A 16528-nucleotide genomic window follows, 5' to 3' on the forward strand; every position below is an offset into this window, starting at 1 on the left:
TGAACTTGCAGATGTACATAATTAATCTATGACTTCTTGTTATGGATTAGGGACGATTTTATAAATCTTGGATTCAGCCGCTTTAAGCGTCACATTCAGCGAAGAGCCAGACACCGTCTGAGATTGACCGCTCCATACATCCGTCACCGTATATGACGCCGCCCCTTCCGAAGCGATACCGACACGAACGAGATCCACGGTGTGCTGTGCCGCATTGTGCGTATAGTTAAACACGGCTACATAGTGGGTTCCCTGATCGTCCAGCACGAATACGTTCGCTGCCTGCGTGCCCGTGTTGCCTTCTACCGGCCGGAACGCCTTGCCCTTCATCGCTAGCCCGTTCACTTCCGGGTTGGTCAGCAGCGTTTCCATGTACTGCCGTGCCGTCGCATCCGTTACGTCATCCGAATTCAGGAAGACCGTGCCGGAGATCGCGGCCGCATTGACGCGAGACTGCGCGCCTTCCATCGATCCGCCTTTGGTTAAGTGCATATAGTCCGGATCGGTATAATGGTAGATCGTTCCGTTCTGCCACCAGCCGTACGTCAGATTGTTCAGCTGGTATTCCGTGCTGCCGATGCTGCCGTCGATATCGCAGGAGATGCGGCGGCTGTGCGCATATTGGCTAGGGAACAGCGGCGCGATGGAAGCGCTGATGAACATGGAGCCGTCCAGCACTTCATTCACGTAAGCCATCCCTTGGTTATAGGCCTGGATGCCGGTTTGAACGCTAGGGTCATAATGCTTGCCTTCCATTGCCCCATGGCTCAGAAAATCGATTTTGATATATTCAAAGCCCTTGCTCTTGAACTTATTCATGTAATAATCGATCCGCTGCTTCACGCCCGGATGCGTCGGATCCACGGCATAAGCGCCGTCCAGCGTCGGCAGCACGTTGCCGTCCCCATCGCGCAGCACGATATCGCCGTATTTATATTTGCCGTTCGTCCCTTCGACTTCCTGCTCCATATTGTTGCCCCAGTACACGAACGGCGAATAATAGATGCCGGCCTTCTGTCCATTGCTATGAATGAGCTGAACCAGATCCGTCAGCTGCTGATCCGTCATGTTATCCCAATAGGAATCGAGATTGATGTAGATATCGCCTTCATTGTTGAAGGAATGGTTCTGAATATGGTCTTTAAAATAATTGGAGACCGAGACTGCCTTGTCAAAGCTTAAATCGCTGGCATAAGCTCCCCAGCTGTTCCAGCCGACCGGAACGCCTTCAGGAATGTCTTCGCCAAAGGCTAACGGAGGCTGGATCGCTGCATTCACCTGACCAAACGCCTCCAGCCCGGTCCGGTAATCCTCGAAAAAGCCGACCATGATTTTCGGCGAAGCAATCTGCTTGCCCGTTACCTTTCCATGCGGGATCGTGTCCCACGTGGAGGTGGATGACGTAAATCCGCCATATACGCGCAGTTTGTTCAATTTGTCATTCGATCCGCTCCAATAGATGCCGGTCTTCCACGTGTCATGCGTCACCGATCCGATGACGAGGCCGTTCCGGCTCGTATTGTCATAGATGGCCGTCAGCTCCGAACTGACATACAGACCATTGTTGAGGCCGGTATTCATCGACTTCGCCTGGTATCTGGACCAAGCATCATTGTCGAAAGGAACGACGAGGACCCGGTTATCGTCATAACTGCCGATGTCGATGCCGCCTCTTGCTTCCATCGTGATGGGTGCTATGTTCCCCGTAGATATTGCGGAATGATGGGTAGCGACTGTTTCCGTAAGCAGATACGGCCCGTCTTCGTAGACATAATAGATTTGGCTGAGCGATGGCATTCCCCCATCCTCATTCACGACCGTCACCTTGATGCCCTTGCCGGTGGCATCCTGGAATGGGACCACCTGATTTTTATAAAATTTATGATGTTTATAATCTTTGCTTGCAACCATCCGGTCGAGCTGGATCTCGCTGTATAACCCCGTGGCAACCGCTTGGCCGTTCCAATTGTATTGGGACAATCCGGTCGAGGTGTTGTACAACAGCTCATACGTCGGATTGGATACTTTGAAGCCGTTGGCATACTCGGTTAGGGTGATCGAGCCATAACTGGTGGCTTTCTTTTGCTTGCCCAAATCGCCAATGCTTCCATCTGAGCCTGATCCGTCATCGCCGGCTGAATCAAAGGTCAGCTCAATTTTGTCAAAATCGGGCGAGTATCCGCCTGCGTCATCGAACAAAATTGTGTTGCTGCCCTGATTCAAGTAAATTTGAATCTGATAGGTGCCGATCGTGTTCCAATCTGCTGTTTTCGGAAAACTGAAGTTCTCCTTTTCCGCTCCGTTCACGGAGATCGAAGCTGCGCGGGAATCCCCGGAGATGTAGAACATGTTCATATTGTATATACCGGCCTTATCGGCCTGAATCCCGTTAAACGTCAGGGTGGAACCGCCGTACAGATTGCCGGCTTTTTGCCCGCCCGAACAGAAGCCGCAATCGACTGCACCTGCATTGCCGGTAAACGAGTTCTGAGAAGCCTCTGCCTCGTAGGAAAGGATGCCTCCGGCCGTTTGACTCGGCTGCTGCGGTTCTGCCGAAGCAAAGGAGCTGCCTAGCATAGCCCCCGCTAACAGCATCGATAAGAATAGCATGAATGACTTTTGGAAGAATTTGAACGGATAAATACTCACTGAACCTCTCCTCCTTCTATTCATTGATTTCGGCTTAATTTTAGGATTTTCGATTCGGCTGGCGCCAGCTCGACCGTAAGTGTGCCTTCCGATTGACCCGCCGTTCCTTCCCACACATCCAGGACCGTGTAGGTAGCGTGCGCCTCTAGGCCGCAGCGTTTCAAGGTAACCGTCTTCTGTACGGACTCGGCCCCGTCAAAGTTAAATACGGCAATATACGTTGTTCCCGGTTCGCTTGGATGTGTCAGTACAAACGTATCCGCAGCCTGTTTCCCGAGATTCCCCTCTACGGGCACAAAGGTTCTACCCAATCGGGCAATCTCAGTGATTGCCTCATTTCCCAGCCAGGTCTTGGCGCGCCATGCCGCTTCCTCATGCCGGAAGTCATCGCCCAGCAGCAGCACCGTTCCCGAGATCACGGACGCGGTCAGACGGCTTCGCCCTTCATGACGGGTCGTCGAATCCTGGTAGAAGCTTTTATAGATCACGGCATGGTCCGGATCGTTAAAGCGGTACAGCGTATCGTTCATCCACCACCCGTGCGTCAGCGAGTTCAGCAAATATTCCGTATCCTTGATCGTTCCGAACACATCGCAGGAAATTCTGCGGCTGTGCGCATAGGAATAAGGGAACAGCGGGGCAATCGACAGGTTGATGAAGAACGGTCTGCCGATCCGCTCCGGGGAGAGTTTATCCGTCAAATACGACAGGCCGTAATTGTATGCAGCGATCCCCGTCGTAATATCAGGGTTATGATGCTTGCCCTCCAGAGCCCCGTGAGCCATGAAGTCCAGTTTGATATACTCAAATCCCTCGGAGATGAATTTATCCGTGAACCAATCGATTCGCGCCAGGTTTCCGGGATGCGTAGGATCAATCGCAAGACCGCCGTCAACATCCGGCAAAATCTCGCCATCCTGGTCGCGAAGCAGGATATCGCCATAGGTATACTTCCCATCGGTGCCCTCCACGGGGTTCCCGAACCCAGCCGGACTTCCCCAGAAAGCAAACGGCGTCCAGTATGTACCGGGTTTGTGCCCGTTCTCGCGGACCCTTTTCAAGGCATCCTCCATCTCGGCAGGCGTCAGGCGATCCCAGAACGCATCGAAATTAATGTACAGGGTATCCTCGTTATGAAAGCCCTGCGGCTGAACCTCCCGCTTCAGAAAATCGCTCGTCGCCACATAGAGGTCGTAATCCAGCGTGCTCATGGCGGCCGACCAACTGTTCCAACCGATCGGGACGCCGCCGTCCCAGCTCAGAGCAGGCGCTACCTTCGTATTCGCTTCCCCATACGCTTCGAGTCCTGCCCGGTAATCGTCGTAATCCCCTACCATAACCAGCGGAGATTCGACGCGCGTTCCTCTTACGTAGCCATGCGGCTGGGAATCTCGGGTCATGGTGTCGGCCGCGCCAGCGTACAGTTCCACTTCATCCAGCTTGCCTGCAGTTTCCCCTTTGACGCGAATGCCTGTTTTCCATACGTCATGACTGATCGATCCCAGGATCAATCCATTGCGGCTATCCGGCTGGAACAAGGCCGTCACTTCGTAACTTTCCGTCTCCAGAGGGGCCGTCTCCGTCAGATAGCGCACCCATTTGTCATTGTCATACGGCACGCGCAGCACATGCAGCGCTTCTCCCGGAACCGTCTCGCTCCCGCTGGATACGCTATCGGTTTTCACCACCGCGATGCGGTTTACCTTTAATTCCTCTTGGTCGACAATGACGACCCGCGTGATGAAAGATGAAGTTCCTTCATAGACGTAAAAATGCTGTTCCAGTCCTGGGAGCAGATCGGATTCATGCTTAATCACGGCATGGATTCCTGTTCCGAACCGATCTTGGATCTTCTCCGGCTGCCCTATCATATAATGGCGGTCGTAATTTCCCGTATGGTATTCCCGGCCCTGCCAACGAAAGCCGCTTCGTACTTCTTGCAGAGCGAATCCCCTGCTGCCTGCGTAGGCGTAATCGCCTTTTTCCAAATCCACCTCAATGGCCACCATGCCATTCGCCAAGCGAATGTGAGTTTCGGCATTCACCCCCACGTTCACCGCCGTATCGCTGCTTCCTAACATCTGTGGATTGCCTCCTTCTGCGTGCATCTGTGCTGCATTCAGGCCGTTCAACTTTTAGAGCCTTTTACAGCTTGCTATCATTATAGAGACGCGGGTAAAGCGCTTTCTATACAACGATCTTCCGATCCATATCGGGATGTAACGCATCTGGAGCGACTCATTTGTTAAAATGCAATATGGCCTCATTTCGCTATGAAATCACCTAATTAAAAAGGTTACCCGAGGACAAACGAATCGCCCGGATAACCTCTGTAAATACATAAGCTATATTGAAATAAAGCACCTATTCGCGAGCCATGATGAAACACTTGATACCATCAGGACCCGTGAAACTGGCAAATCGGCCAATCCCAGGCTTATCCTGAGTCTCAATGATGGAATGCGCACCAAGCCTCCGAGCATTGATTAAACTTCGTTCACAGTCTTGAATGGTGTAATAAACATTTCATTCAGACCAAGCTGCTCCATTATCGGAAACAACCATACTCAGGCCGCATTCATATTGGCTACGATTCTGAAACACAATCGTTGCATCCTCATTTCGATTTTCAAGTTTCCAATCGACAGCTTCGAATAGAATTCTCCCGGTACTGCTGCATTTGTTAATGTAAGTACCAGCCAGCACGGCAGCCCTTCTGTTGTCATATCCGATATCTCGTTATGGGCATCCTTAGTGATCACGGCGCCCATCGGATCCTGAATGGTAGATAAACGCAAATTCAGGACGTCAAAAGGTTCTCCAATAATTCATCTGATATCAGTCGGAGGCGGGGTCTTAGCCGCTGTAGCCGCCAGTATAGCAAGCATGTCGACTTCTAATTTCCACTGTCGGACCGGCGATTTCGCGATCTGGTCTACCAGATTGCGCTCCAGCAACTCATGACTTCATTTTTGCTAAAGCGCAGCACCAGAAGAATCAAACATCTGTTTTATGTCAACTGCAGGATTGGATCTCTAGTTTACCTAGTTACATCAAGGGTTTGTTTAATTGTTTAAAATAGCGAAAGTTGAGATGAAGTTAAATCAGGTCTGACCAACTAAAGGACTCAATGCACGGATCACTCCAGTACCCCAATAGTTTGCCATTTAAACGAAATTTCTGAACGGATCCCTGCTTCATCAGCTAGATCTATCAACGCTTGTTGCAAATCCTCTTTGTTTACGTAAACATAGGGACTTTTCCAACTGGATTCCAACTGCAATGAACGAATCTGATTCGGCTTGATTTTCGGGAAATTATAGACCCATTGTTGAAGATCAGATTCAGGAATATCAGACTTCACATTTTCACCGATAATGTCCAATATGTTTCCCCATTGGGAAATCCCTTGAAAATCCCCCAATTTCTCAATGATCTGCTTGATCACTTGCTGCTGTCGATCGTTACGTGCGAAATCGGAGGACTCCCGAGTCCCTTGATTTGATTTACGATACCTGACATAGTCGAGCACTTGTTGACCATTAAGAGTCTGCAAGCCCTTTTTTAAATCGATATGCGTTCCGTCTGCGGAATCGTTATATTTCATATCCATGTCGACATCGATTTGCAGTCCGCCAAGTGCGTCCACGGTCTGCCGTAAGGCATCAAAATTCAACACGACCATATGATCAATCGGAAAACCTAGCAAATCAGAGAAAAAACGTTTTGTATTAGGAATAGCCTCTGACTTATCCTTTATATAGTAATAAGCATAATAATAATTGGATTTATGAGCAGGCAACGATTTAGGTTTTAGCAGCAAATCACGCGGCAGGGACAACAAACTAGCAGATTGGGTTTGTGGATTGAAACTGACAAGCATAAGAACATCTGTATTCATCACCCCACCACCACCATCCCGACTATCTACACCCGCCAAAAGAAATGTCATAGGTTGAATCGATTCCTTCTTTACATAATCAATCGGATCATCAGCCAGCTTTGGAGCTGCCACACGTTGAATCGCAGCATCCGCCTTATAATATATATACCCTGCATAGATTCCAACTCCAAGTATCAGGGCGCTTATAACAAGGTAAATGCTCATCATAACTTTACGAATTGCTTTTCTCTTAGGTTTGATAGACATAATTTCCTCCACTCAATTCTAATAACATTCAATTTTTGAGTTTAGAAGCTTTTTTATAACTTTTCCAAATATTATTCTCGATTTTTTCATAAAGATTGATGCCAGCGTTCAAACATTTATGAGCTACAGACCATCGATGAACCATTTGATAAACCAAAAATGCACTAATTACACCAATAAATGCTCCCGTGATGACATCAGAAGGATAATGAACACCATTCCAAATTCGGGAGAATGAAATTAAACCTGCCAATATAAGCCAAATTACGCCATCTTTCTTACGAAACAACCATATACCTGTTGCGATTACAAAGGCCCCAATCGAATGATTACTTGGAAATGAAGCGTTAGCGGAATGTTCAACTAATTGGTTAACCATATGATGGACAAAAGGCCTATCCCTATAAAAAAAGTGAGAAAGTATACTACCAACACTAAATCCAACACAAGCTGACAAGAGAGTTGTTATCACCATTTGCCTGTTCTTATGGATGCGAGTAAACCAATAAACAATAATCCCCATGTAAAAGAGGTATTCCGCTTTTTCTGATAAAAAACGCATAAATGGATTTAGTGCAGAGAATGTTACTGCCATTTGATTGATGAATTGAAATACGAGATCATCCGTTTGAGAAATGCCCAATTTCTTAACCTGCTTTCTATTTCTGTAATAATAAGGTTGTCTTTAGTTCATTCTATATAGATATCGTTTTTATGAAATTTGACACTTAACACCAAACCAATTGCAATCATATTACTAAGTAGTGAGCTGCCTCCATAACTTATGAACGGTAAGGAAATACCCGTCAGGGGTACCAAACCGATATGCATGCCTATATTAACGAAAATTTGAAAGACTAACATTCCTATAAGCCCGGTAACAAGATATGCCCCTGCAAGTTCTCTACTATCTTTGACGATATGAACCATGCGATATATGAGAAGGAAATATAACAGTAACAGCACCGCAGAACCCAAAAAACCATATTCCTCGCCTATGACCACATAGATCGAATCGGAATACGCATAAGGAACAAACCCTCTACGTAAAAAAGATACGTCACTTCCAGTCAATCCTCCCAAAGCTATCGCATATTGTGCGTTTTTAACATGCCATGATTTATCGGGATCGCTGGCTGGGTCAAGAAAGGTCTGAATTCTTGACATTTGATGAGGCTCTACAATCTTGGATAACAATTCGAAATTGGCATAGTATAGCCATAATATTATGCCTACCGTAATGATCATAATACTGATGAACAGAATCATATATAATGAACGGATGTTACCCATCCACAGCATACTAAGCAGTGCACCCACAAAAACTAGAGAAGTGCCTAAATCCGGCTGCTGCATGATTAAGATGATAGGAATCATGAAAATGATACAAATCGGTAATATATCTTGAACAATTCGAAGCTGGGCTCCCTCTCGCTTGCCTAATAAATGAGCAATCAGAAGCACTGTAAATAATTTAGCTAATTCAGAAGGTTGAAGCTGAAAACTTCCAATACTTAGCCAACGAACAGCACCGTTAATGTTCTCTCCGGTAAACTTGACAAGAACCAGCATCCCTATGCCAATTACATAGAGAACGTAGGATAGCTTACCAAACAGAACTCTATAATCTAACAATGCGAGAGCCAGCATAGGAAAGCAGAATGCACCGAATAGATATAAATAACTAATGTGAAGGCCTTCTAAATTCGTATCCACTGTAGCTCCATAAATAGCAATCGTACCAATGGCAACAAGACACAATATAATGAACAGCATGGTTTTATCCAGTTTTGAAATTATGTGGGTGATAAACATGATGGCTACCTCTATTTTGTTGAATTTCTGTAGGAATCCCCCTAAAAATGAACATCACAAATAATCCGATGAGCGCAAATACGCCTTGTTTCATGACGTAATGCCACGGACTACTGTGTTTTATGATTCAGGTCGGCCCCTTATTTTACCGTTCAAATCATAGGACACCTCCCCCATTTTAACTACAATCCTTGGGAAGGATACTCAAGATCGATCTTACCGTGATACTCCTCCTTGGATAACAGCTTCAATTTATCTTCACTCAAGCCATAAATGTCCAGACCATTCCCTGCAGCCCCTAGCGACCAGCCAAGCACGAGCTCGGATCGACCGTCCTGATCGATATCTGGAAATCCAGCATACTCCAAGCCGTAACCAAAGCCCTTGACTTCCGAGACGATTCGCCACTCCTCATTATCTTGCTTAAATAGCGCCGCTTTCAACATTTTACCTGTCGCTTTATTCTCTTCATATACAACGACGGCTTCATCGATACCGTCCCCGTCCATATCTCCGAACGAGATATCATTACCGTCTTTTCCCTGCGTAGGAACTAACAATTGAACCTCGTCAGGTAGTAATTTGATAAGTTCATGGTTCGTTTTTTCTCGCTGAATACTTGCTTCTGATAATGGAGGCTTAATCATATCTACTGGTGTTGCGGGAATCCCACATCCTCCGAGCAACAATAACGTAGTTGATATGAAACCTATTCTAATGAGTTTGTTGAGCATTCTGATTACCAGCTCCTCGATTGTCAAGGTTATTTACTATTCTATCTTTGAAAGGGAACGAAGTGGTTATGAAAAAGTTAAATTTTATAATTTTCTTCTATCGGCAAGTAGATCTGGACTTTAGTACCCTTACCTACCTCACTAATTATGCGTAATTCTCCATGATGTAACTTAATGATCTCATTTGATATGGATAGACCCAGACCACTGCCAGGTGCTTGTGGATCTACTTTGTAGAATTTTTGCAGCACATTCTCTAGATTCTCCTCTGCGATTCCTGACCCAGTGTCCTCAACGGTAATAACAACTTGTTCTAGAGCTGTATGAGCGTGTATAAAAATTCGACCATTGGCATCTGTAAATTTGAGTGAATTATCAATTAAATTTATTAGTACTTGCTTCAATCGATTCTCGTCCGCATGAATGGTAGGGAGAATCTCCTCAGTTTGTATTTCGAGTGAGACTCCTTGCCGAGCTGCTCTTGGGGCAAGTTGTCTACCCACATGATGCAATAATTCTGATAGATGAACAGGTGCTGAGTGTAAGACAATTCTTCCATTATCCAGTTTAGAGAAATCTAACAGTTCTTCCACCATACGAGATAACCTGTCGCTTTCTGATTCAATAATATCCAATCCTTCTTTAAGGATTTGCTCGTTGTGACTCCCACACGATGTCAGCGTGATAACCCAGCCTTTAATTGACGTTAATGGCGTTCGCAGTTCATGGGACACGGATGAAATAAAATCATTTTTAAGCTGTTCGCTCTTCAAAATTCTACCTGCCATCATATTTAACGTATCAGCCAAAGAACCCAGCTCATCCTGATAGCGTTTATGTACTCTTATGCTGAAGTCTCCTTCTGTCATCTGATCTGCCGCCTGTTTAAGATCCTTAATTGATCTCGTGATGGTCCGAGACAACAATAGTCCAAGAACGGTAACAATCGCAAGAACAAACAGACCTACACAGATCAGTACGATTGCAATACGATTAACCGTCTGAAGTGTTTCAGTCAAGGAAGTGACAAATCTGACTTCTCCCACGATGATATCATTGGCTCGTAAGGGATAAGATACCGCTAATATCGCTTCTTGGGTGGAAGGGTCCTTGCCTCTCCATGTGCCGGGTTGTCCTTGGAGTGCAGTTCGTACATCTAAATACGTAGTCATGTCATTGCCGCCTGGAAGTCCGGTAGAGTCCTGCAAAAGTCGGCCTGAGGAATTAATAATCTGTACTTGCGCATCCGAGTTATGTGCAAACCCCTTTAATAGTCGATACGATTGTTTCTCCAGATCTTCATCGGCAAAATATTGCTGAAAAAAAGAAGCAGACAGCTCCGCTTGATTCATCAGAATCCGCTCAACATTATGAAGATAATAATATCTCACGTAAACCATGAGGAAAATCTCAAGAATGAGAACAGTGATACAGATGACCACAAAATAACTTCCTACTAATCTTTTCTGAATACCCACTTCTTAACCGTCCTTCCTAAAGCGGTATCCCACTCCCCATACCGTTTCGATCCAATGTGGGTTAGAGCCATCATCTTCAATCTTTTCCCGTAACTTTCGCACATGAACATCTACTGTTTTAGGATCTCCAACATAATCCTCTCCCCATACGAGATTTAATAATTCATTTCGGGATAGTGCTGTATCGGGATGTTCTAGAAAGGTTCTAACTAGTTGAAATTCCTTCGGCGTTAATTCAATAAAGAAGTCATGTTTGAACACTTTATTCGAATTCAGATCCATCCGAATTGGACCGGATTGAATCACGGATCTTTGTGGTTTTAGAGCAGTTTCTGTTCGGCGCAATATCGCATTAATTCGTGCTACAAGCTCTAACGGATTAAACGGTTTGACAATATAATCATCAGCTCCGATTTCTAATCCTTTGATCTTGTCCAGATCTTGTCCGCGGGCAGTTAAAAAGACAATGATGACCGCAGGCTCTATCTCTCTTAACTGTCGGCAGATTTCAAATCCATCAGCATCTGGCAGCATAATATCCAGAACGACTACATCGGGTCGATTTGCAGTGAAAAGTTGTATCGCTTCTCCTCCAAATGCAGCCTCACTCACCACAAATCCGTTATTTATTAAATTAATCGATATAAAACGTCTAATATGTGCATCATCTTCAACAATAAGTACTTGATTACGATTAGCGGTATCTATAGCCGCCACCCCCATAACTCGATTTCTAACACGTAATAATGCAAAAAAAGCTCCCCCTGTAAAGAGACAGCCTTGAACTCAGATCCTTATTCTTACCTGTGTAATTATTACATGTGGATATTACTTTAAATTAATTAACTTGTCAAAAGCTTCTACTGACCAAGGAATCCTGTCAACTGGATTATGTGCGTGTTGCAGCAAATACAGTGACCTTTCCTTGGTAAATCAATTGAGATATATTATTCGTTGTCATTGGGCATATTGCTCCGTAATAAACCTGCACAAGTTCTTGAAATTTTATTTAGGCCATTTCCAGCGAGGAAGAGCAAAGCCATATCTTAGCAACGGGGCTCCAATGAGAACGGCAATGGTCTTTTAAGAGAATTTATTCCCAAAGGTCATGGCTTTGCTGGTATCTCGGATGAAGTGTTAGCTGAGGCCGCTGGCTCATCAAAACCGCCCCCGTAAATGCTTGAGGTGGAAATCTGCTCACGAAGCCTTTATGGAAGAGTTGTCGTACTCAGCTTGACAATCCATCGCAGAATAGCCTGAACGTCGGCAGCCGAATGAATAGTAATTACTGCTTGCTACCATTATAGAAGCGAAGGTAAAGCGCTTACTATACAACGATCTTCCGATCCATATCGGGATATAACGCTGTTTTAATCTAAACAACCGTAGACCGTGTTCATATGGAGTTTAAAAATGTTATTGACACGACACCAAATGGTGTCCAATTAGAAAGAATCGGAGGATGTATATTCTTTTCTATTTGAAAGAGAGAAGGACTTAACCTGGAAGGCAGGGCAATATGGTTTGTTTAGCATTACGCATAAGACCATAAAAAACCCTACAAAACCATTCAGTTTGGCAGCTGCTCCTACAGAGAATATAGTTAAAATCACCACGCGAATCAGTGATAACCCAAGTGATTTTACAAAAGCTTTATTAGAATTAAAGCAGGGTATGAAAGTTAAAATGAGTGGCCCTGTCGGTTCTTTTTATTTCCAAGATAATAGTCCTTCGCTTCTGATTGCGGGGGGATTGGAATCACACCATTTCGGTCGATCCTTAAACAATTAGAGGCAGAAGGGAATAGTGACGAGAAACATAAAAAGCTGCTCTATTTGGATAGTAAAAAGTCTTATATCTACAAGAATGAGCTAAATGAAATGGCTAACAATACTTCATTAACTGTAACTTATCTTGATTCAAAGGAAGACTTACATCAGGAAATTGAATCGTTTAACGCCTTATATAAAAACAATGGGAAATACTTTATTGCGGGTCCGAAGTCATTGGTAGATTCTATTTCTAGCCATTTGCTACATAATCAGATTTTTAAGCGGAATATCAAAAAGGATGCCTTTTTTGGGTATTAGTTAAGAATAAACATTAGAGATTAACACTAAATCTCTAATCGAGTGATCGTCATTTCTAGGCTTGAATTCGAAAATTCCACTTATAAAATCATGATGCAGAGGCGGTGAAATTAACGGCGGTCCCTTCATACACCATTAGATTACTAACAACAAAAATAAGACTTTTAGGAGGGTTGTCGTGATTGAGAATAATCCGTCCCGCGATGTATTTGACGCAATTGCAGATCCCACTAGGCGTCAACTGATTCATCTGTTATCACAAACAGAGGAGAAACCACTTCATGAACTAAAGGCACAATTTTCAATGGGCCGTACAGCGGTATCCAAGCATTTGACCATCCTTAAAGAGGCCGGCTGGTGCTCGACCGGAAAGTAGGCAGAGAAACGCGATTTAGGCTAAACGCCGAGCCGCTTAGAGAAGTTCAAGATTGGGTGGCTTTCTACAGCAAATACTGGACTACAAATATGTTCTTGAGCCAACTGTGTTGGATCAATAACCGCGTTGAACCCTGCTTGACCCGAATCAACATAAACCGGCTGCATGATTGCAGCCGGTTTATACTATTCTGTAAAGTTTGGCAAACTCTTTCCATTTCGGATCAAGAAGGCAATCAACTTCCCATGCTCCCGCCTCATATCCACCTGGATATTTCCTTTCGCCTTAAGCCTTGTCACGCTGCCCATTGACCACATGGCTGGCAGTGCAGGCAGGAGATGAATCTTTCCTTCGTCGCTTTTGCAGCAGCATTTCCACATGGTTCAGTTCTCGGCATAGAATTCATAGCTGCCCTGCCATGCGAACTTCTCTCCTTGTTTCAGTTCCGGTGTCATCCCTTTGATCTGCAAGAAATAGGTCTTTCCGTATTCCTGCGTAAAGATGACAGGCATATGGTCAGCGAGATTCGCTAAAGCCCCTAAACCATATTGCCGATCCAACCTTACACGCAGTTTGTGCTGGAATCCTCCCTGATCGGTTGAGCTGAGTTGATAGCTGTCGACATTCGGATTCACGGCTTTCGTGCCTGAATCGCTGTATCTATTCGCAGGGCTTGAAGCAACTTCCTGATCGCCTGCGAAGTAGCGAACCGTATCGTTCCATGCGCCATTCACCGACTGAAGTCCGTAATACGTATCGAACGTGATGTCTTCCAGCGCCTCGATTTCATTATGGACCTGTACATGACCGCCCGAGATCTCGTACGTGACAGTCTCCCTAAGCACGGGTCTTCCAGAACCATCCGCCTCTTTCGTGTTATAGGCTTGGATCAGACTGACCACTACGATCTTGGTATAAACACTCGCCGTCACGGTACCATCCGCTACTTCCATACCGTCCGCCCACACGCGGAACGAATCCGTCCTTCCTGTATGCGAGCTGGTGCTGCCGCCATCGTAGTTGTGGTTGCCCCCTGTGAAATCCCACGGATTGCCGTTGCCGTTCGCATTCGCTCTCACCACGTAAGGCCCGATCCAGTCCGATACATCCGCCTGAAGAAGCGTCGATGGTCGAGACATATCCGGATTCACCGTCGTTCCCGTATTCTCGGCCAGTCGCCATTCCTTGAGCCCTTCCAACTTATTCGCACCAAAACGATCGAATACGATCCACATATCGCTTTGGTCATTGTATTTATGGGCGACCGTAATTTCAGTGCCGCATTTCACCACGAATTGCGTCGCATCCGAAGCCACGGGGTCTTCTGGCTGCTTGGAGCAAGGTCTTGGCTTCGCATACGTCCCTGTCACGAACTGAGCCATGAGGTCATAATTCTGACGAACCAAGGGGTCGCTAGACTCGGCACTCTGAAGCAAGGATGCCGTATTGCCTTGATCGAATGCCATAAATGCTTGGTTCATATAGCCATAGTCAATGCCTCCGTTCAGCAAATCGACATATCGCGCCTGCTTATCGGTGTCGGTATTCATCTGTTCATCGAACTCCAGCTCGATTCCCATCTGATATTGCTTCGCTAAACCTGCGGCATCCTCTACGCGCTGCGGAACAGCGGAAGCGTAAGCACCCGGCTCCAGCAGCGCGGCGTCAAATCCTAAAGCCTTCCAGTCATAATTCCGGTTACCTTGGAAGGTTGGAATCCAGTAGAAGTTCACACCCTTCTCATGCACTTGCTTGCTCGTTCCTTGGATTATTTTCGCTTCGTTCAGATCGGTCATACTGATGCTTTTACCGCCCCAATATATGCCGTTCAGCTTCAGATTCGGGTACTTCTCTTCTTTCCACCGTTGCTTGATCTGCTGCATCCACCAGGTAACCGCCTTTTGCTTATTGGCGGAAGCCGCTTCGACTCCGATAACGGAAGAATTAAAATTCTCAGTCACGCCATCGCCATCCACATCCCCGAAATCCGACACGGTATCACCTGGGTTTGGCATCATGAGCACAACGTTCACCTTATGACCTTGTTCTCCCAGCTTTCGCCCCGCTTCAGTTACCGCTTCATTCAAATGCTGCAGATCGCCCTGATCCGTGAACATCTTGTCTAAATACCCCTTCCAATCGCCGAAGGTAGCGGTTCCCTTCGTGAAATCCTGTCCACTCGGCGATTGCTCGCTCTGGAACAGCACCCCGTCGAACAACCAATCCACCGGCTCACCTTGTCCATTGACATAACTCACGTATGGCATAAGGTTGTCTTTCGTCCAGGTATCAGCCCTACCCGGACCGTTCCCGTTATTCAACAGCACGAGATTACGCATGCCACCAGTTGCCTTCCCCGATTCCTGATAAGCAAGCCGATCCGCAGATACCTGCTTGGCTTTGTTCATTTTGCCATCCGTGCCCCAGATCTCGATCTCATCCAAAAATACGAACACATCGGTGGTAAATGTGACTTTGACATATTGGGCATAGGCCATTGTCGCATTGGGGTGATGCTGAGCTAATCCATCCTCATTGCCGTCCCAGATATAGCCTTGGGTGCTCGGAGGAACATCTGCCCATCTCACTTCGCGGCTAGGGATGTGCGCGAGGGTTCCCCACTGTGAGCCATCGTTGGACGCATACATGGATACCGTGTTCGGATAGGCAATACCGACCGAAGAATCTTGGAGGAAATGCGCCTGAATCCGAGCGATCGATTTCTTCTCCCCTAGGTCGAAGATGACGCTGCGCGTGGACTTGCGGAGATGTCCTGTCCATGCCGAATCCGTGAAGATCGTCGAACCGTACTTCCCGTCCGTTAACTTATTCCCCGCATCCCCATAGCTTGGTTCCGGCTGCTCCGACCATGTGTACCCGATACCTGCAGCGAGGTTTCGCAATTCAGGCTGATCTTGGGCCGCTTCGGCTGTCGGCAGCCATAACAGTACTATCCATACTGCAATAGCTGCAGCAATCCCTTGTCGCCTGTTTCGTTTCATTCATTTCCCTCCCGATTCGATGAAATAAGATTAATGAATGCGGTTTCATAAGTAGCTTGGTAATACTGTGCCACAAACGCCGTAATTCTCACCATCGGCCATTGGAACCAAGTAAAAATTTTAGATTACCATCGAATAGTGTGGGTATATGCTGAATTATAGCGAATTAAAAAAGGGCACCTGCGAAAGGCGCCCTTCGTTAGACCTGTTCTTACCTAGGGACACCCAGTCATC

12 protein-coding genes and 1 pseudogene are annotated in these 16528 nt (G+C 46.1%); 3 read left to right on the forward strand and 10 right to left on the reverse strand.

What is annotated here, in order from left to right:
- Positions 1 to 39 precede the first annotated feature (39 nt).
- The 9 genes from NYE54_RS23245 to NYE54_RS23285 all read right to left on the reverse strand — a co-directional run bounded on the left by NYE54_RS23245 (position 40) and on the right by NYE54_RS23285 (position 11735).
- The gene (locus NYE54_RS23245; protein ID WP_339266501.1) at positions 40 to 2649 is read right to left on the reverse strand and encodes a carbohydrate-binding protein; all 2610 of its coding nucleotides are present in this window, start codon (positions 2647 to 2649) and stop codon (positions 40 to 42) included.
- Between the two features lie 20 nt (positions 2650 to 2669).
- The gene (locus tag NYE54_RS23250; RefSeq protein WP_339266503.1) at positions 2670 to 4730 is read right to left on the reverse strand and encodes an alpha-galactosidase; all 2061 of its coding nucleotides are present in this window, start codon (positions 4728 to 4730) and stop codon (positions 2670 to 2672) included.
- A 1058-nt stretch (positions 4731 to 5788) separates the two neighbouring features.
- Positions 5789 to 6799, reverse strand: coding sequence for an LCP family protein (locus tag NYE54_RS23255; RefSeq protein ID WP_339266505.1), 1011 nt, complete (start codon positions 6797 to 6799; stop codon positions 5789 to 5791).
- 28 nt (positions 6800 to 6827) lie between these two features.
- Entirely contained in the window at positions 6828 to 7442 is a 615-nt protein-coding gene (locus tag NYE54_RS23260) for an undecaprenyl-diphosphatase (RefSeq protein WP_339266507.1), read from the reverse strand.
- A gap of 47 nt (positions 7443 to 7489) precedes the next feature.
- Entirely contained in the window at positions 7490 to 8614 is a 1125-nt protein-coding gene (locus NYE54_RS23265; protein WP_339266509.1) for an FtsW/RodA/SpoVE family cell cycle protein, read from the reverse strand.
- Positions 8615 to 8796: 182 nt separating this feature from the next.
- Positions 8797 to 9174, reverse strand: a complete 378-nt coding sequence (locus NYE54_RS23270; protein WP_256720752.1) for a hypothetical protein — start codon at positions 9172 to 9174, stop codon at positions 8797 to 8799.
- Between the two features lie 251 nt (positions 9175 to 9425).
- Positions 9426 to 10826: an ATP-binding protein gene (locus NYE54_RS23275; RefSeq protein ID WP_339266511.1), complete on the reverse strand. Its 1401-nt coding sequence runs from the start codon at positions 10824 to 10826 to the stop codon at positions 9426 to 9428.
- A 3-nt stretch (positions 10827 to 10829) separates the two neighbouring features.
- Positions 10830 to 11549 (reverse strand): response regulator transcription factor, encoded by a 720-nt coding sequence (locus tag NYE54_RS23280; RefSeq protein ID WP_339266513.1) that lies wholly within the window; start codon positions 11547 to 11549, stop codon positions 10830 to 10832.
- Between the two features lie 105 nt (positions 11550 to 11654).
- Positions 11655 to 11735, reverse strand: a complete 81-nt coding sequence (locus NYE54_RS23285; RefSeq protein WP_339273621.1) for a hypothetical protein — start codon at positions 11733 to 11735, stop codon at positions 11655 to 11657.
- 615 nt (positions 11736 to 12350) lie between these two features.
- Between NYE54_RS23285 and NYE54_RS23290 the strand changes: the two genes are divergently transcribed.
- From NYE54_RS23290 to NYE54_RS23300, 3 genes and pseudogenes are all read left to right on the forward strand, one after another.
- On the forward strand, positions 12351 to 12617 hold the full coding sequence (locus NYE54_RS23290; RefSeq protein WP_339266515.1) for a hypothetical protein: 267 nt from the start codon (positions 12351 to 12353) through the stop codon (positions 12615 to 12617).
- Complete coding sequence (locus tag NYE54_RS23295) at positions 12602 to 12916, forward strand: hypothetical protein (RefSeq protein WP_339273623.1); 315 nt, start codon at positions 12602 to 12604, stop codon at positions 12914 to 12916. The genes NYE54_RS23290 and NYE54_RS23295 overlap by 16 nt, the downstream gene beginning before the upstream one ends.
- A gap of 178 nt (positions 12917 to 13094) precedes the next feature.
- A pseudogene (locus tag NYE54_RS23300) lies at positions 13095 to 13384 on the forward strand (metalloregulator ArsR/SmtB family transcription factor); the annotation flags it as partial.
- 291 nt (positions 13385 to 13675) lie between these two features.
- Here the strand turns inward: NYE54_RS23300 and NYE54_RS23305 are convergent.
- Positions 13676 to 16294: a DUF4855 domain-containing protein gene (locus NYE54_RS23305; protein WP_339266517.1), complete on the reverse strand. Its 2619-nt coding sequence runs from the start codon at positions 16292 to 16294 to the stop codon at positions 13676 to 13678.
- Positions 16295 to 16528: the final 234 nt, after the last annotated feature.

Origin of the sequence: Paenibacillus sp. FSL K6-1330, assembly GCF_037976825.1 — a bacterium.
In the GTDB taxonomy this organism is placed as follows: domain Bacteria; phylum Bacillota; class Bacilli; order Paenibacillales; family Paenibacillaceae; genus Paenibacillus_AQ.